Annotated in this window: 12 protein-coding genes; 8 read left to right on the top strand and 4 right to left on the bottom strand. The window is 65.4% G+C overall.

The window, feature by feature from the left end; all coding sequences use genetic code 11:
* Positions 1-77 precede the first annotated feature (77 nt).
* Entirely contained in the window at positions 78-992 is a 915-nt protein-coding gene (locus C0V82_RS21700; protein WP_102114552.1) for an arginase, read from the bottom strand.
* 38 nt (positions 993-1,030) lie between these two features.
* Positions 1,031-2,254 carry an ornithine--oxo-acid transaminase gene (rocD, locus tag C0V82_RS21695; RefSeq protein WP_102114551.1) on the bottom strand — a complete coding sequence of 408 codons (1,224 nt, stop codon included), beginning with the start codon at positions 2,252-2,254 and terminating at the stop codon, positions 1,031-1,033.
* A gap of 329 nt (positions 2,255-2,583) precedes the next feature.
* On the opposite strand from rocD, the gene C0V82_RS21690 reads away from it, so the two are divergent.
* A complete protein-coding gene (locus tag C0V82_RS21690) occupies positions 2,584-3,534 on the top strand; it encodes an AAA family ATPase (RefSeq protein ID WP_102114550.1) in 951 nt (316 codons plus the stop codon).
* Complete coding sequence (locus C0V82_RS21685) at positions 3,527-4,465, top strand: ParB/RepB/Spo0J family partition protein (RefSeq protein ID WP_102114549.1); 939 nt, start codon at positions 3,527-3,529, stop codon at positions 4,463-4,465. Before C0V82_RS21690 ends, C0V82_RS21685 begins: the two co-directional genes overlap by 8 nt.
* Positions 4,466-4,623: 158 nt before the next feature.
* Here C0V82_RS21685 and C0V82_RS21680 read toward each other — a convergent pair whose 3' ends face one another.
* Both C0V82_RS21680 and C0V82_RS21675 read right to left on the bottom strand, forming a co-directional pair.
* Positions 4,624-5,964 carry a replication initiation protein gene (locus tag C0V82_RS21680; RefSeq protein WP_102114548.1) on the bottom strand — a complete coding sequence of 447 codons (1,341 nt, stop codon included), beginning with the start codon at positions 5,962-5,964 and terminating at the stop codon, positions 4,624-4,626.
* A gap of 843 nt (positions 5,965-6,807) precedes the next feature.
* Positions 6,808-9,024, bottom strand: coding sequence for a S9 family peptidase (locus C0V82_RS21675; RefSeq protein WP_158660125.1), 2,217 nt, complete (start codon positions 9,022-9,024; stop codon positions 6,808-6,810).
* Between the two features lie 180 nt (positions 9,025-9,204).
* On the opposite strand from C0V82_RS21675, the gene C0V82_RS21670 reads away from it, so the two are divergent.
* From C0V82_RS21670 to cheB, 6 genes are read left to right on the top strand one after another with little or no spacing between them, the layout of a single operon-like run.
* A complete protein-coding gene (locus C0V82_RS21670) occupies positions 9,205-9,705 on the top strand; it encodes a chemotaxis protein CheW (protein ID WP_102114546.1) in 501 nt (166 codons plus the stop codon).
* Positions 9,702-11,168, top strand: coding sequence for a CheR family methyltransferase (locus C0V82_RS21665; protein ID WP_102114545.1), 1,467 nt, complete (start codon positions 9,702-9,704; stop codon positions 11,166-11,168). The genes C0V82_RS21670 and C0V82_RS21665 overlap by 4 nt, the downstream gene beginning before the upstream one ends.
* Positions 11,165-11,797, top strand: coding sequence for a chemotaxis protein CheW (locus tag C0V82_RS21660; RefSeq protein WP_102114544.1), 633 nt, complete (start codon positions 11,165-11,167; stop codon positions 11,795-11,797). Before C0V82_RS21665 ends, C0V82_RS21660 begins: the two co-directional genes overlap by 4 nt.
* Complete coding sequence (locus C0V82_RS21655; protein ID WP_102114543.1) at positions 11,798-13,408, top strand: methyl-accepting chemotaxis protein; 1,611 nt, start codon at positions 11,798-11,800, stop codon at positions 13,406-13,408.
* Between the two features lie 19 nt (positions 13,409-13,427).
* Entirely contained in the window at positions 13,428-15,677 is a 2,250-nt protein-coding gene (locus C0V82_RS21650; protein ID WP_102114542.1) for a hybrid sensor histidine kinase/response regulator, read from the top strand.
* 11 nt (positions 15,678-15,688) lie between these two features.
* The gene (cheB, locus tag C0V82_RS21645; protein ID WP_102114541.1) at positions 15,689-16,726 is read left to right on the top strand and encodes a chemotaxis-specific protein-glutamate methyltransferase CheB; all 1,038 of its coding nucleotides are present in this window, start codon (positions 15,689-15,691) and stop codon (positions 16,724-16,726) included.
* Positions 16,727-16,858: the final 132 nt, after the last annotated feature.

The following is a 16,858-nucleotide window of genomic DNA, read 5'->3' as shown; positions in this document are numbered from 1 at the left end:
CGACCGCCGCCACGCGGCCCGTGCCTTGTCGAGCCAAGCCGCCGGATGGCGGCGCCCGGCGTCTGAGGGAACGTCAATCACGCCACCAGGGCGGTCTGCCCCTGTCGGCCCGCCATCAGGCCGGCCAGCAGATGTTCCACGACATGGGCCGTGCGGTTGCCCTGATCCTGGGTTGCGGCATACTCGACAATATCCAGCGACTGAACCAAGCCGGACTGTCCCAGCAGGCGCAGGGACTCCACGGCCTCTTCCAGGGTCAGCCCATCAGGTACGGGCGTGCCGACGCCGGGGGCGACCGACGGGTCCAGCGCGTCGATATCGAAGCTGACATGGACATGGCCGCCGCCCGCCGCCTGTATCCGGCTGATCGTGTGGGCAACCAAGGCGGCGAGGCCGCGTTCGCGCACCGCCGGCATCTCGTGAAACTCGATCCCCGACCGGCGCAGGTTCGCCCGCTCCCCCTCATCAATGTCGCGGATGCCGAACTGCACCAGACGGTCGGGGCGCAGCAGCGGCGTGAAGGCACCGACGCGCAGCAGGGCGGGGTGACCAATGCCACAGGCGAGCGCCGCCGGATAGCCGTGGGTATTGCCGGACGGCGAGGTTTCCGGCGTGTTGAAATCGGGATGCGCATCGAACCACAGGACGAAGAAATTCTTGCCCTGACGGCGCGCATGCTCGGCGGCGGCGGCCACGGAACCCAGCGCCATGGCATGGTCGCCGCCCATCATGACGGGCAGGCCGCCATCGGCAAAGACGCCGGCGACAGCATTGCGCACCGCCGTGCACCAGGCGGCGGTTTCGCGCACCGAGCGGCTGCCCGTTTCATCGCGGGTGCCATCATAGGCGGGACCCTGGACATCGCCCCGGTCCACCATGCCCATGCGGCGCGGCAGGCCGATGGCGCGCAGGGCCGCCGGCCCCTCTGCCGCACCACAGGCGACATTGCCAACGTCCGTAGGCACCCCGATGAAACCGTACCAGCCGCTCATTAGTCACTCCGCTTGTTTGTTGTTCTTATGGGAAAGATTCAGGCCGTCAGGCGCGACAGCACGGCGGCGAAGCGGTCGATGGCCCAGTCCAGTTCGGGACGGGAAATGACCAGCGGCGGGGCGAAACGGATGGTGGTGTCGTGCGTTTCCTTGGACAGTACCCCCTGTTCCATCAGCAGCTCGCAGACATGACGGGCGGTGGCGATGGCGGGGTCGATCTCCACCCCCACCCACAGGCCACGACCGCGCACGGCGGTGATGGCCTTGCTGTCGATGCCGCGCAGGCGGGCGATCATGTGGGCACCCAGTTCCGCCGAGCGCTCCACCAGACCTTCATCGGCGATGGTGTCCAGTGCTGCCAGACCGACCGCGGCGGCCAGCGGGCTGCCGCCAAAGGTGGAGCCGTGGCTGCCGGGGCCGAACATGTCGATGACATCACGGCGGGCCACAAAGGCGGAAACGGGCATGACGCCGCCACCCAACGCCTTGCCCAGGCACAGGCCGTCGGGGCGGATGCCTTCATGCTGATGCGCGAACCAATGACCGGTGCGGCCCAGGCCGGACTGAATCTCATCCAGGATCAGCAGGACATTATGACGGTCGCAGATTTCGCGCAGACGACGCAGATAACCATCGGGCGGCACAATGATCCCGGCTTCACCCTGGATCGGCTCCACCAGGATGGCGGCAGTGTTGGGGGTGATGGCTGCCTCCATCGCGTCGGCATCGCCAAACGGAACGATGCGGAAGCCGGGGGCGAAGGGGCCAAAGCCGTCGCGATAGGCGGGTTCAGAGGAGAAGCCGACGATGGTCGTCGTGCGGCCATGAAAATTGCCATCGGCCACCAGAATCTCGGCCTGATCAGCGGCCACACCCTTGACGCGGTAGGCCCAGCGGCGGGCGGCCTTGATCGCCGTCTCCACCGCCTCTGCCCCCGTATTCATGGGGCAAGCGCCGTCGAGGCCCGTCAGGCGGCACAGCCGCTCCAGGAACGAACCCAGCTTGTCAGAATAGAAGGCGCGGGAAATGACGGCGACCTTGCCCGCCTGCTCGGTCAGGGCCGACAGGATGCGGGGATGGCTGTGGCCGGTATTGACGGCGGAGTAGGCGGCCATCATGTCCAGATAGCGCTTGCCGTCGGCATCCCACATCCACACGCCCTCCGCCCGGGCGATCACCACCGGCAGCGGCTTGTAATTCTGCGCACACCAGCGCTTTTCAACGGCGATGGTGTCAGAATTGATGCTGGTCCGCATGTCCATGATGCTCTCCCCCAAGGGTGCTGTTCGTTCGTTTCAGCATGGCAGGTGGGGGCAGCCGAAACGGTTGAAGTTTCGGGGCCAAACGACAGGAACGGAGCGGGCAATGGGGGTGGGACAGCCGAACCTGTGTGACGTCACACAACGGCCCGGATCAGGATGGTGTGCCCGTGCGATTTGGCACAGTAAGGGCGTTGTGTGACGTCACACAGGGGGGTCAAGCAGGCCGGCATAATGACGGAATTCCTGTCGTAGCTATGTTCGGTGATTGACGCGGGAGCGGATTTGAGACAATTCTCAAAGACTCAAATACCCCTCCCCGGACCGGTGCCATGACCCCCGATGAACTGCGCCAATTTCGTGAAAGCCGTGGTGAAAGCCAGGCCGCCTTTGCCGCCTGGGTGAATGCAAAGCTGGGCCGAAAGTATGACAATGCCACGATCAGCCGCTGGGAATCCGGTGCCGAACGGCTGCCGGTGCGGGTCGCAGAGTTCCTGGCCGCCGCCAGCCAGCGTACGGCCTGCATCATCGCCGTCGCCAACCAGAAAGGTGGGGTGGGCAAGACCACCACGACCCTGAACCTGGGCTATGCGCTGGGTGAGTTGGGCAAGAAGGTGCTGATCGTCGATGCCGACCAACAGGCCACGGCCACCGAGGGATCGGGCCTTGACCCGCTGGAGGTGCAGGACCGCAAGGGCGGGCTTGAGGATGTGCTGTTCGGGCAGACGGGCATTCATGAGGCCATCGTGAAATGCGACGGCTATGACATGCTGCCCTGTACCATCGCGCTGGCCGAGGCGCAGATCAAGATCCTGCTGGATCCCGATGACGGGCGCTATGTGCTGCGCGAGAAGCTGTCGGAGGTACTGCGCGATTATGATTATATCGTCATCGACTGCCCGCCCGAACTGGCCCTGATCACCGTCACCGCCCTGATTGCCGCCGATTATCTGCTGATCCCGACCAAGGCCAGCCGGTATGACGTACGCGGCATCCCCTTGATTTTTGACACAGTGTCGAAGATCCAGCGGCGGCAGAATCCCAGCCTGAAGGTGCTGGGCGTGCTGCCGACCATGTTCAACCGCAATTTCGCGGTGGAGCAGCAGGTGCTGTCGGACCTGCAGGAAAGCCTTGGCGACAAGGCCCGCATCTTCCAGCCGGTGCCGCGATCGACCGAGATCGACCAGGCCACCTATGCCGGAGCCGTCCCGCTGAAGATGCTGCCCAAGAGCCACCCGATCGGGGTTTACCGCACCCTGGCGCAGGAGATCGTCAATGGTTAAGAACTGGCGCAAGCCGGCCGGTCAGCAACCGGCCGTGGTGGCGAAGTCCATCGGGGAGAGCCTGGAGCGCCCCGGTGCGGATTTGATCTTTGGGACGGCGGAGGGCTTGCGCGATACGGTGCTGCTGCGCCTGACCGACATTGAGCCAAATCCCAATCAACCGCGCCGGCATTTCGATGAGGAGGAGCTGCAAGCACTCAGCTTCTCCCTGCGCGAGGTGGGACAATTATCCCCCATCCTGGTACAGGCCCACCCGACGGAGCCGAAACGCTTCATGCTGGTGGCGGGGGAGCGGCGCTGGCGTGCAGCGGGGATGGCGGGCCTGACCAAGATCATGGCCCATATCCTGCCCACCGACGCCAATACCGATCAGATCGCCCTGATCGAGAATTTGCAGCGCGTGGATTTGTCGCCCGTGGAAGAGGCGGAGGGCATCCGCCGCCTGATCGAGACGCATGAATATAATCAGGAAGCGGTGGGCGACCTGCTGGGCCGGTCGCGGACGGAGGTGAACACCACCCTGACCCTGCTGCGCCTGCATGCGACCATCCGCACCGACTGTGTGACATCACACAATGACGTGCCCAAGGCCGTGCTGCTGGAACTGGCGCGCATGGAGGAGGTTGACCAATTGAGCCTATGGCTCAAGGTCAAGAAGGGCGAACTGACGGCGCGGGAGGCACGGGAATACCGCGCCAAGCTGCAACGGGCCGGTGATCCGGCGACGGCCAAAGCACCCGTGAGAAATGTTACAGCAAAGAAGTTCATCGCCGGTTTGCCCAAGCTGGAGGAGAGCTTGTCGGCGGGGATCGAGGCGGTAGCGGACAAGGGTGTCGCCAAGCTGCGCGCCGATGAGCGGGCCAAGCTGGAGGCGCTGAAGGCGCGGCTGGCGGGCTATGCGCAGCAGTTGGAGACGCTGCTGGCGGGGTGAGATTGCTGCCCCCCTCGTCATCCCGGCGAAAGCCGGGACCCAGGGGCATCAGGCTCCAAAGTTACCGCTGCGTTGATTGACGCTGCCTATAGTTCGGACACTTGGCCTCTGGGTCCCGGCTTTCGCCGGGATGACGAAAGGGAGGCCTTTGTAGCTACTCAGACCCGCAAGCCCTTCACCACCTCATCCGCGACCAACCCCACCCAGCGGCCAATATTCTCCGGCGCTGTGGCGGCGCGCATGTCGGGGGCACCCAGGGTCTGGGCCTTGCGGAACCATTTGGCGCGCACGGCATAGGGTTCGCCGGTCAGCCATTGCAGAGCGCGTTGAGCGGCTGGCGTGAGGGCAGGGGGCTCCGACCCCTCCGGCGTCAGACGAACCGGGGCGGAGACGGCGGGGTGCAGTTTTTCCAGCCAGGCGCGGAAGGCGGCCGACGGGTTGCGGCAGGGTTCCTTCTGCCGCATGGCCCATTCGGCCCAGCTGAAAATGGCGGTCTGCATATCGACGTCCGGGTACTGCGCCACCAGCTCCTCAATCACGGCCAGCGACACACGCTGGATCAGGCCCAGGGTGCCGGCGGGGCCACGCTCGCGGTCGGTGCGGCCATCCTCCAGATCGGGCGTGTCCTGATCCCGCGCGCTGTTGGCGGGCGTGGCGCGGCCCACGGGGGCCTTGGCAAATTCAGTGATACGGGCGGTGGCCACCAGCTCGCTGTTCGATTTTTTCTTTACGTCGAACAGCAACTTTTCAACCTTGCGGCCCCGACCGTTGGAGCGCAGTTCCTGATAGTCGATGACCAGCCCCGACAGCTCATTGATCTCGCTGACCGCCGGGTCCAGCACGCGCCGCTGAAAATGCGCGTAATTCGGCATCTTGTCGGCACAGCCCAGGCTTTCGCGCAGATCGTCCAGCGTCACTTCCCATCGCGGTTCGCGCAGATTTGCCCGTAGGCTCAACAGCTCATAGAGGGCCAGCGAGTATTTGGAGGAGAACTGCGCGCAGATGGCCAGATGGATGCGCGCCCAGGCCCCAGGCTTCGCCAGCAGGGGGCGCAGCTTCGGCGGAAATTCCCATTCGGCATAGCCCGACCCGCGCGGCAAGGCACGGAAGGCCAACAGGGGGGAACCACCCTCCTTCAGCTGCTGGTCAGCCTCACTCCAATAGGGGAAGCGCACCAGGGTCTGCATCAACCGGTCAAAGGATTGACGCAGACGGACATTGTTGCTTTCGGTATCATCACCGATGGCGCGGCGCAGGTCGGCGGTGGAGGCGCGAAACGGGGGCAGGGGGGCATCAGGATCGGACAGCTTGTCCCAGCTATAGGCCAGCAAGACATTGAAAAGCTTGCGGTCTGCCAGGGTCAGGCCATTGCCCGTCTCCATCACCTCAATCTGGGTACGCGGCTTGGGCAGGGTAGGGTCGGTGGACAGGTCCAGCACATTGCCCGTCACGCGCGGGCGGGCCATTTCCGCCTTCACCGCATTTGCCTGCACCGCCATACGTCCCCCCACCGGGCACCCGTTTCAGTGCCAAAGAACCAGTGACCCATGTCACTGTGACACAGCAACATTGCCGGGGCACAGGATCAAGCGCGAATCATTGGACCCGTGCGAGATGGCACAGAGAGGACCAAAATCCCCGATTCCCGCCCGTGCGTTCCGGCACAGTAACGGGACATGCAGCGCGATGTGGGCGTGAGCTTTGGCACAGGATGGCGGAATCGGGAGAATCGCGGGAGAATCGGACGCGTGAGATCTGGCACAGAAAGGATTGCGCCGCCCGTGCAATCCGGCACAGGCAGGGGGTGCGGTCCTAGGAACGGGCTTTCCAGGGCATCAAACCCGTAAGTTTTGGCACAAACAGAGGGGCGAAAACCGCAGAAACCCTGGACTCTCAACAAGGCTTGAGAGGGTGGCCGTGCATTATGGCACAGGATTGAGGGTGAGGCCGTGAGATATGGCGCAGCAATCCGGGCAGAATGGCACATGAAGCCGGGTGATCTGGCACAAGGACTCAGAAGATATGGCACACAGAGCCGTATACGGTGGCACAGGAAGGGGGGTTAAGGATTTGGGATAATTGGGAAAATTGGCCCCTGAACAATGAATCCTGAAAGGATGGAATCAACAGAACAGGGGGTTGAGGGTAATTTGAGGCAATGGGGAAAAGAAAACAGTCATTGCCCTCTCCGTTCGTCAACTTCCTCGTCATCCGGGCGAAAGCCAGGACCCAGCGTTAAGACGCGTTCAGCGCCGATATGAGTCACGTCGCAGCTATCGCTGCTCGCGCTGGGTCCCGGCTTTCGCCCGGATGATGGGGCGCGCTTCAGTCTGCAGCACCCCTTACCTCCCCTTCAACTCCCGATCAAAGAAAGCCTTGGCGGACAAATAGTAATGGGCCGCGAGGTTGGTATCGTAGAAGCCGTGGCGTTCGCCAGGATAGAACATCATGTCAAACGGCTTGCGCGCCTGCTGCAAGGCGGCGGCCATGCGAACGGAATTGTCCAGGAAGACATTATCGTCGGCCATGCCATGGATCAGCAGCAGCGGCTTTGACAGATTGTCCGCCAGCTTGGTGGCGTCGCCCCGTTCATAGACCCCACCCTTGGCGTCGGGCATGCCGATGAAGCGTTCAGTGTAAAAGGTGTCGTAAAGCTTCCAGTCGCTAACCGGGGCGGCGGCGACGCCGGCGGCATAGAGATCGCCATGGCGCAGCAGGCTCATCAGCGTGTTGTAGCCGCCATAGGAATGGCCATAGATGCCGATGCGCTCGCCCTTCACGAAGGGCAGAGTTTTCAGATACTTGGCACCCAGGGCCTGATCATCGCTTTCGATGGTACCGAAGCCCTTGTAGATCTGGTCCAGGAAGTCCTTCCCCTGGCCAGGCGTGCCCCGGTTATCCAGCATGAAGACGACATAGCCGGACTGGGCCAGCGCCTGCAGGAACAGCGTCGTGCGGCTGCCCCAGCCCTTGGTGACCACGCGGGAAGTGGGGCCGCCATAGGTGTAGATGATGGCAGGCACAGGGTTGGCCGCGTCCACGCCGGGCGGTTTCAGCATGGACCAGTGCAAGGTCTCCCCATCCGGGGCCTTCAGGGTGCCGTAGATGGGCTTGATATGGTTGGCCAGATAGGGGGCGTAGGGGTGCGCCCCCTCCACCTTGTTTTCCTGCAGCCAGGTCAGCACTTTTCCGTCGCGGTCGCGCAGGGAGAGCTGTGGCGGCTGGGTGGGGCTGGAGAAACTGTCGAGCCAGGCACCACCAGCATCGGCCAGGACGGCCCCGTGCCAGCCCTCGCCCTGGCTGACGCGGCGGGGGCTGCCGGCGTCGCGGCCATCCAGGCGGGCCGTATAGACATGACGCTCCAGCGGGCCGTCCTTCAGGGCGGTGAACATGACGATCCCGGCCTTGGTATCGACGCCGGCCAGGTTCTGTACCGGCCATTTGCCGCGCGTAATGGCGTGCAGGCGCTTGCCGAAACGGTCATGCAGGTAGAGATGGCGCCAGCCAGACTGTTCAGACGACCAGATGAAGCGACCATCGGCCAGGAAATACAGGTCCTTGTGCAGGTCTACCCAGGTGGATTTGGTGTCGGACAGGGCAAGCCGCGTGCGGCCCGTCTTCACATCGGCGAACAGCAGGTCCAGACGCTTCTGATCGCGCGACATGCGCTGCACGGCCAGCCCGCCATCCGGCTTCCAGTTCACCCGCGCCAGATAGATATCGGCGTCGGGGCCAAGGTCGATGGTGACGGGCGGGGCAGACCCGTCAATGGGGGCCACCAGCAGTTGGATGGCAACGTTCGGTCCGCCTGCGAACGGGTAGCGCTGTGGTATGACTTTCACCCCGTCGGCGCCGTAATCGTAGCGGTTGACCAGCGGCACCTTGCTTTCATCGACGCGGGCATAGGCGATGGACTTGCCGTCAGGCGACCACCAATAGCCCGTGTCGCGGTCCATCTCCTCCTGCGCCACAAACTCCGCCATGCCGTTCAGGATGGCGTTGTTGCCGCCATCGGTCGTGATAGCCCGCTCCACGCCCTTGGCCAGGGCCTGGACATAGAGATTGCCGTCGCGGACATAGGCGATGTGGCTGCCGTCAGGGCTGAATTTCGGGTCGGTTTCGGCGTCTGGCGTGCGGGTCAGGCGGCGGACGGGGCCGTCCAGCGGCTTCAGCCAGATATCGCCCGATTTCGGCACCAGAACGGCCTTGCCCTGGCTGTCCCAGACATATTCGGTCACGCCCGTTTCGGGGATGCGCTGACGTTCGCGCCTCGCGCGTTCCTCCTCGCTTTCCGGCACGGCGGCGAATTCCGCACTGTCCAGCAGCAGCACGGGCTTGCGCTGCGTCAGGTCATAGGCCCAGAGGTCGCGGCGGCTGGCATCGCTGGCGGCGCGTTCCAGATAGGTGACGCGGGTCCCGTCGGGGGAGAATTCCACGCCGCGCGGCGCCGCCCCGGACAAAGCCGGGCTGGCAACCACCCGGTCGATGGTCAGCTGTTCAGCGGTGGCGGGCAGGGCGGACAGGCAGGCCAGCAATAAGGGGGCGAGGCGGTGGCGCATGGATTTCTTTCTTGATTGGGCGTTGATGTATTGGTTGTCGCGCCGGGAACGGGGAAAGGCAATGGGGTGACCCGGTCCTGATTGGCAACTATGCTCATGGACAGTGAAAGGGGCTGGCATACGGCCCCGGTTTTCAGCCTATAAGGTAGGATTGAACCAACGCCGCCAGGGGAGGGTGCAATGGGTGCCGTGCGGGCCGCAGAAGCGGTGGACGCGGATGCCATGGTCGATCTGCTGCTGTTCACGCTGGACGGACGGCCCTTTGCTGTGCGCCTGGGTCAGGTGGAGCGGGTGACGGCCATGGCCGCCTTCCGGCCCCTGCCGGGTGCGCCGGCGGTGGTGGCGGGCGTCATCAATGTCGGGGGCCGGTTCCTGCCCGTGCTGGACGTGCGTGCCCGCCTGGGCATGGCGGTGCGGTCCCCGCGCCTGGATGATGGGCTGGTGGTGGTGCGGCTGGCGCGGCAATCGGTGGCGCTGTGGATCGACCATGTCGACGGCACCCTGCGGCAGCCGTCTGACAGCCTGATCCCCGCCGACAATGTGGTGCCGGCGGGCGGCTATTTTGAGGCGGTGACGGCGCTGCCCGGCGGGCCGGTCTTCATCCATGACCTGGACCGGTTCCTGTCCATGGAGGAACAGGGCGCCCTGGATGCGGCAATGGCGCGGGAGAGCGCATCTTGATCCAGGCCGGGTCCGGTTCTGTCCTGTTGGAGGAGTTCAGTGCCTTTCTGGCGGCACGCATGGGGCTGCATTACGCGCCCGAACGCTGGGGCGACCTGGAGCGGGCCGTCGCACAGATGGCAACCGAGTTGGGTTTTGCCGATGGTGATGCCTGCATGCGGCATTTCCTGTCCGGCGCCGTGGACCGGGCTGGCATCGAGACGCTGGCCAGCTATCTGACCATCGGCGAGACCTATTTCTTCCGCGAGCCGGCCAGTTTCGATGCCCTTGCCACCCGCATCCTGCCCGATCTGATCGCGCAGCGCCGGGCCGTGCACGGCAAATATCTGCGTATCTGGAGTGCGGCCTGCTCGACGGGGGAGGAGGCCTATACGATGGCCATCCTTCTGGACCGGCTGATCCCCGACATTGCGGGATGGAACATCACCATCCTGGCCACCGACATCAACCCGCGCTCCCTGCGCAAGGCCATCGAGGGGGTTTACGGCGACTGGTCGTTCCGGGGCATCGACCCGGAAATCCGCCGCGCCTATTTCACCCCGCGCGGCGGGCGGTGGGAGATCATCCCCCGCATCCGCCGCATGGTCAGCTTCGCCTATCACAATCTGGCAGAAGATCTGTACCCGTCGGTGCAGAACAACACCAACGCCATGGACATCATCTTCTGCCGCAATGTCCTGATGTATTTCAGCACGGGCACGGCGCGGCGCGTGGTGTCGAACCTGCAGCATTCGCTGGTTGATGGCGGCTGGCTGGTGGCGGCGTCTGTGGAGGGATCGTCGGAGCTGTTCCAGCCGCTGGCCAATATCGGGCTGCTGGATGCCACCATCTATCGCAAGACGCAGTCGCCGCCGCTGGTGCCCTTCACCCTGCCGCCGCTGCCCGACATGCCCCTGGAAGCGCCGCTGCCGCTGCTGACGGTACCGCCCTTGCCGGAACCGCCGCCGGCGGTGCCGGTGGAAGAGGTGCTGGGGCCGCTGGATGAGGCGCTTGCCCTGTATCAGCGGGGCGAGAATGCGGCGGCCATCGCGCTGCTGCTGGGTGATCCGGGTCTGGTAGGGGATGGCAAGGCCCTGACCCTGCTGGCGCGGCTGTATGCGAATGAAGGACGGCTGGATCTGGCGGAGGAATGCTGCCGCCGGGCGCTGGCCGTGGACCGGCTGACCCCGGAGCGCCATTACCTGCTGGCCATGATCCGGCAGGAGGTGGGCGACCCGCGCGGGGCGTCGGAGTCGCTGAAGCGCGCCCTGTTTTTGGACCCCGATCATATCCTGGCACATGTGGCGCTGGCCGGGCTGGCGGTGGCCGATGGCAAGAAGTCGGAGGCGCGGCGATGCTACCGCAATGCCCTCAACCTGCTTTCCGCGCGGGCGCAGGAGGAAACACTTCCCGACGGTGATGGCTTGACGGTTGGCCGTCTGACAGAGATCGTGCGGGTGGCCAGTGCGGAGGTAGGGGCATGAGCGATCAGGCCGCGACAAGTGCCATTGACTGGGCCGCCATGCATCAGCGCATCCAGGCGGCCATGGAAGGGTTGGAGCGCGGGTTTGAACCCGACGCGGCCGAGGTGGACCGACGTCTGCGCGAACGCGCGGAGCGGCTGGCCCGTGCCGCCACGGCCCCCCCTGCCGCATCGGATGAAATCCGCATCCTGGAATTTGAGATCGGGGGCCAGCCCATGGCGGTGGACAGCCGGCATGTACGCGAGGTGACCGCCGATCTGGCCCCCACACCCGTGCCGCATGCGCCCGCCTGGGCGCTGGGCGTGGTGCATCTGCGGGGTGAGATGCTGACCGTTCTGGATTTCCAGGCCCTGATCGGCACCGGCAAAAGCGATGGCGACGGGCATCTGGTGGTGTTGCAGCACCGCAACCGCACGGTCGGCCTGATCACCGACGGTATCCGGGGCCTGCGCGCCGTGTCGCGCGTCCGGCTGGACCCGGTGCCGGCGACGGTGCATGGCCATCGCCGCTTCTATCTTGGTGTATCCGAACAGGATACGCTGGTACTGGATGCCGGACAGTTTTTCGAGGATGGTGCCCTGACGGGCATTGCAGCGGACGGTTCGGCCGGCACGCGGGGGAGCGTTTAAATGAAGATCACGGTGGGCAAGAAGATCTGGGGCTGCCTGGGGCTGCTGCTGCTGGTCGTGCTGGGCGTGGGCTGGGTGTCGCTGGACACCACCGCCCGTCTGACCGAGGCCGCGCGCTGGAGCGTGCATACGCATGAGGTGAAGACCCACCTGGGCGAGATCATGTCCGCCGTGCAGGACATCGAATCCGGCCAGCGCGGCTTTGTCATCACCGGCCAGGACACGTTCCTGCAGCCCTTTGAGAATGGCCGCCGGCAGTTGGACGAACTTGTCCCGCAGCTGCGCCGCTTGATCAGCGACAATCCCGAACAGATGCGCAACCTAGACCGGGTGGAGCAGGCGGCGCGCAACCGCCTGAACGAGGCGCTGATCCGCATCGACGCCCGCCGCCGCGACGGGTTCGAAGCGGCACAGAAACTGATCGTCAGCGATACGGGCCGGCAGGCCATGCTGGAATTCCGCGCCGCCATCAAGGTGATGCTGGACATTGAAAACCAGCTTCTGGATCAGCGCGAGGCGGAGAAGGCCGAAAGCACGCGGCTGGCCAATCTGGCCGTGATCGGCGGTGCCTTGCTGGCCGCCGTCATCGTGCTGCTGTCGGGCGTGTTCCTGTCGGCCAATATCGTCACGCCGCTGCGCGAGATCACGGCGACGGCGGAACGGATCGGCAAGGGCGACCTGACCAACGATATCCCGCCATCCGACCGTAGCGACGAGGTCGGTATTCTGAACAACACCTTCCGCGACATGACCAAGGGCCTGCGTCAGTTGATCCAGGAACTGGTGGAAGGGGTGAACGTGCTGGGCACGGCGGGCAGCCAGATCGTGTCGACCACCGCCCAGGTGTCGGCATCCGCCGCCGAAACGGCCACGGCGCTGGCCGAAACCAGCTCCACCATGGAGGAAGTGCGCAAGACCTCGCAGCTGTCGACGGAGAAGGCGCGGCATGTGGCCGAAACGGCCCAGGCCACGGCCCAGATCTCCGCGACGGGCAAACGGTCGGTCGAACAATCGGTGGCGGGCATCACCCTGGTGCGCGAGCAGATCGGCGCCATCGCCGAGGCCGTGATCAAACTGTCGGAGCAGAGCCAGGCCATCGGTACCATCGTGGCCTCGGTCAATGATCTGGCCGAACAATCGAACCTGCTGGCCGTCAATGCCGCCATTGAGGCGGCGCGGGCCGGCGAACAGGGCAAGGGCTTTGTGGTCGTGGCCGCAGAGGTGAAAAGCCTGGCCGAACAGTCCAAGCAGGCAACGGCCCAGGTGCGCGCCATTCTGGGCGATATCCAGAAGGCCACGGCCACCGCCGTTCTGGCGGCCGAACAGGGCAGCAAGGCCGTCGATGCCGGCGTGAAACAGGCGCAGGAGGCGGGCCAATCCATCGAGCGGCTGGCCCAGAATATCGCGCTGGCCACCCAGGCCAGCACCCAGATCGTCGCCTCGAACCAGCAGCAGCAGGTGGGCATCGATCAGGTGGCCCTGGCCATGGACAGTATCCGGCAGGCCAGCAGCCAGAACACCATCGCCACGAAGCAGGCGGAAACGGCGGCCCATAACCTGAACGCGCTGGGGCACAAGCTGAAAGCGCTGGTCGGCCAGTACAAGGCGTGACCGGTCTGGAGCCAGCCTGATGAACAGCCGTAACGAACAGCTTTTCCAACGCCTGCTCGCCATGTTCATGGTCGAGGCGGAGGAACATGTCGGTTCGCTGGCCGTGTCGTTGCGTGAGCTGGAGGCCGGCGTCAGCGAGCAGCGGGCGCGGGAGCTGATCGAGAAGACCTTTCGCGAGGTTCACACGCTGAAAGGGGCGGCGCGCACCGTCAACCTGTCGCATCTGGTGGCGCTGTGTCATGCCATGGAGTCGCTGCTGGCCCTGCTGAAGCGTGGGGAATTGCGGCTGGGGCCGGGCGTGGTGGCCGTGCTGGCCGACGGGTTCGCGGCCCTGCGCCGCATGGTCCCGAACGAGGTGAACGGCAACAGCCCGCCGCCCGTAGAGGGACTGGATACGCTGATTGCACGCCTGGAAGGGGCGGCCAAGGGGGAGGCGGCAGCACCGGTTGTTGCCGCGGCACCACCCACGCCGTCAGCCCCGGTGGTGGAGGCGCCCAAGCAGCCGCCGCTCCCGCCCAAACCGCCGCCGGCCCCGGCGAAGCGGGTGCAGGCCGAGGAACCGTTTGTGGCGGGGCCACGCCAGACCCTGCGCGTGCCGATCGAACGGCTGGATTTCCTGCTGCATCAGGCCGAGGAACTGATCAACGCCAAGCTGTCGGGCGGGGAACGGGTGGCCGAGATCAAGGCGCTGGGCACCGGTCTGATGGACAGGATGCGCACACGCCAGCGCCTGGACAGCGCGCAACAGGCCGAGCATGACGCCCAGACCTTGGCCTGGGTCGCAACGAAGCTGAGCCGTTTGGCCCTGGAAGCCGACCATGATGTGCGCGGCCTGTCCAAGGGGGTCGACAGCCTTCTGTCGGGCACGAAACAGGTTCTGATGTTGCCCGCCGGCACGCTTCTGGAGCCTGTTGCCCAGGATCTACGTGACCTGTCACGCCGGCAGGGTAAGGATATACAGCTGGAGCTGGCCGGCCAGGAGCTGGAGCTGGACCGCCGCGTGCAGGAGGAATTGCGCGAGGCGCTGCTGCATCTGGCGCGCAACGCCATTGATCACGGGATCGAGCGGCCCGAGGAGCGGATGGCGGCGGGCAAGCCGGCGCGGGCCACCATATCGCTGACCGTCAGCCAGCGCGATGGCGGGCGGGCGGAGATTGCCATCAGCGATGATGGCAAGGGCATGGATCTGGGCCGCCTGACCCAGGAGGCGGTGCAGACCGGCCTTCTGGAGGCCGAGCAGGCGGCGGGCCTGGCGCCCGACCAGATCATGGCCCTGGCCTTTCAATCCGGCCTGTCGACCAGCGACGGGGTGACGGATATATCCGGGCGCGGCCTGGGCTTGGCCATCGTGCAGGAGAAGGTGGAGCGGCTGGGCGGCACCGTTACCGTGGAAAGCCAGCCGGGCCAGGGGACGGTTTTCCGCCTGTTGCTGCCGGTCACCATGGCGGCGTTCCGGGTGGTGATGACGGCGGTGGGCGGCAATGTCTATGCCATGCCCACCAACCGCATTGAACGCGTGGGGCGCGTGGCCAGTGCAGAAGTGCAGATGGTGGAAGGCCGGGAGATGTTGCGCATCGACGGGCGGCCCCTGGCGCTGGTCCGGCTGTCGGACCTGCTGCACCTGCCCGGCACGGGACCGTCGGGGGATTTCCGCGCCTATGTGGTGCTTGCCGCCGCCGGCCAGCGGCTGGCCGTGGAGGTGGAAACGGTCCTGGGCGAGAGTGAGATATTGATGAAGCCGCTGGCCTGGCCCCTGACGCGGGTGCCGGGCGTGGCGGGTGCCGTGGCTTTGCCATCGGGGCGCCTGGGTTTCGTGCTGAATGTGCATGACCTACTGCGTGCGGCATTGCGTCCCGATTTTCAGGCCCGTTCGGCGCGACCGGTCACGGCCAATGCGACGCCGACACGTAAGTCCATCCTGATTGCCGAGGACAGCATCACGGCCCGCACCCTGTTCAAGCATGTGCTGGAAGCCGCCGGGTTCCGGGTGCGGACCTGTGTGGACGGGATGGAGGCGTGGAACGTCCTGGCCGGTGAGATGTTCGATCTTGTCGTGTCGGACGTGGAAATGCCGCGCATGAGCGGCTTCGAACTGATCGCCAGTATCCGCCAAGATCCCCGCCTGTCGGAGATACCGGCCATCCTGATCACCTCGCTGGAAACGCGAGAGGATAGGGAGCGCGGGGTTGATGTCGGCGCCAGTGCCTATATCGTTAAAAAGAGTTTCGACCAGAGCGACCTGCTGGAGATCATCGGTCGCCTGATCTGAGGATATTCTGCGTGATCAAGGTTCTCGTCGCTGAGGATTCGCCCACCATCCGGGTGTTCTTGACTGCCATCCTGGAAAGCGAGCCAGACATCAAGGTCGTGGCCGCCGTTTCGGATGGTGCTGCTGCCGTGGAGGCGGTGCGCCGGTTGAAGCCGGACGTGGTGACCATGGATATCCATATGCCGGGCCTGGACGGGTTTTCCGCCACGCGGGAGATAATGGAGACGGTGCCGGTCCCCATCGTCATCGTCAGCGGCGCCGTGCAGGACGAGGTGGCGGCCACCTTCAAGGCTGTGGAGGCGGGTGCCCTGGCCTTCATCCGCCGCCCGGCGGGCCTGGGCCATGATGATCATGAGCGGGAAGCCGAGGCCTTGGTCACCTCGGTCCGCCTGATGTCGGAAGTGAAGGTCGTGCGCCGCTGGAAACGCGCGCCGGCCATTGCCGAACGGGTGGCCGCCGTCGCGGCGGCGGCCAGTAGCGGCCCGCGGGACAAGGCGCGGGTGGTGGCCATCGGGGCCAGCACGGGCGGGCCCATCGCGCTGCAGACCATCCTCAGCGCCCTGCCGGCGGAATTTCCCCTGCCCATCCTGGTGGTGCAGCATATCGCGCGCGGCTTCGTAACGGGTTTCGCAGATTGGCTGGATGCCGGATGCGCGTTACCAGTCACGGTTGCGCGCGATGGGGAAGAGGTCATGGGTGGCCATGTCTATGTCGCACCCGATGACCGACATATGGGCGTGGACGCCTATGGCCGTATCCAGCTGATCGACAGCCCGCCCGAGGCCGGCCTGCGCCCCGCCGTGGGGCACCTGTTCCGGTCAGTGGCGGCGCAGTATGGCGGGCGGTCCATCGGTGTGCTGCTGACCGGTATGGGGGCCGACGGCGCCGACGATCTATGCGTCCTGCGTACCTTGGGGGCGGTGACAATCGCCCAGGACGCCGCCAGCTCAGTGGTGCATGGCATGCCGGGGGTCGCCATTGAGCGCGGCGGGGCCATGCATGTGCTGGCCCCGGCGGCGATTGCGGCGAAGCTGGTCGAGGTGGGGTGAGGGACCCTTCCCTCCCGTTGGCTGGCACCAAAGGGCCCCTCCCTCCCCCACGTTCGTGGGCGAGGGGCGGATTCTGGCGTTGGATTATTCTTGCTCCTCACCCACTCGGCGAACGTTGGAGCCGTGCCGGCG

This window comes from Niveispirillum cyanobacteriorum (genome assembly GCF_002868735.1).
Lineage (GTDB): Bacteria > Pseudomonadota > Alphaproteobacteria > Azospirillales > Azospirillaceae > Niveispirillum > Niveispirillum cyanobacteriorum.
This window is presented reverse-complemented; position numbering and strand designations above follow the sequence as displayed.

What these genes read in the sequence shown, in the direction of transcription:
- C0V82_RS21670 (WP_102114546.1), top strand. Translation starts at nt 9,205, where the DNA reads ATGGGTGCCGTGCGGGCCGCAGAAGCGGTGGACGCGGATGCCATGGTC.
- C0V82_RS21675 (WP_158660125.1), bottom strand. Translation starts at nt 9,024, where the DNA reads ATGCGCCACCGCCTCGCCCCCTTATTGCTGGCCTGCCTGTCCGCCCTG.
- rocD (WP_102114551.1), bottom strand. Translation starts at nt 2,254, where the DNA reads ATGGACATGCGGACCAGCATCAATTCTGACACCATCGCCGTTGAAAAG.
- C0V82_RS21685 (WP_102114549.1), top strand. Translation starts at nt 3,527, where the DNA reads ATGGTTAAGAACTGGCGCAAGCCGGCCGGTCAGCAACCGGCCGTGGTG.
- C0V82_RS21680 (WP_102114548.1), bottom strand. Translation starts at nt 5,964, where the DNA reads ATGGCGGTGCAGGCAAATGCGGTGAAGGCGGAAATGGCCCGCCCGCGC.
- C0V82_RS21650 (WP_102114542.1), top strand. Translation starts at nt 13,428, where the DNA reads ATGAACAGCCGTAACGAACAGCTTTTCCAACGCCTGCTCGCCATGTTC.
- C0V82_RS21690 (WP_102114550.1), top strand. Translation starts at nt 2,584, where the DNA reads ATGACCCCCGATGAACTGCGCCAATTTCGTGAAAGCCGTGGTGAAAGC.
- C0V82_RS21700 (WP_102114552.1), bottom strand. Translation starts at nt 992, where the DNA reads ATGAGCGGCTGGTACGGTTTCATCGGGGTGCCTACGGACGTTGGCAAT.
- C0V82_RS21660 (WP_102114544.1), top strand. Translation starts at nt 11,165, where the DNA reads ATGAGCGATCAGGCCGCGACAAGTGCCATTGACTGGGCCGCCATGCAT.
- C0V82_RS21655 (WP_102114543.1), top strand. Translation starts at nt 11,798, where the DNA reads ATGAAGATCACGGTGGGCAAGAAGATCTGGGGCTGCCTGGGGCTGCTG.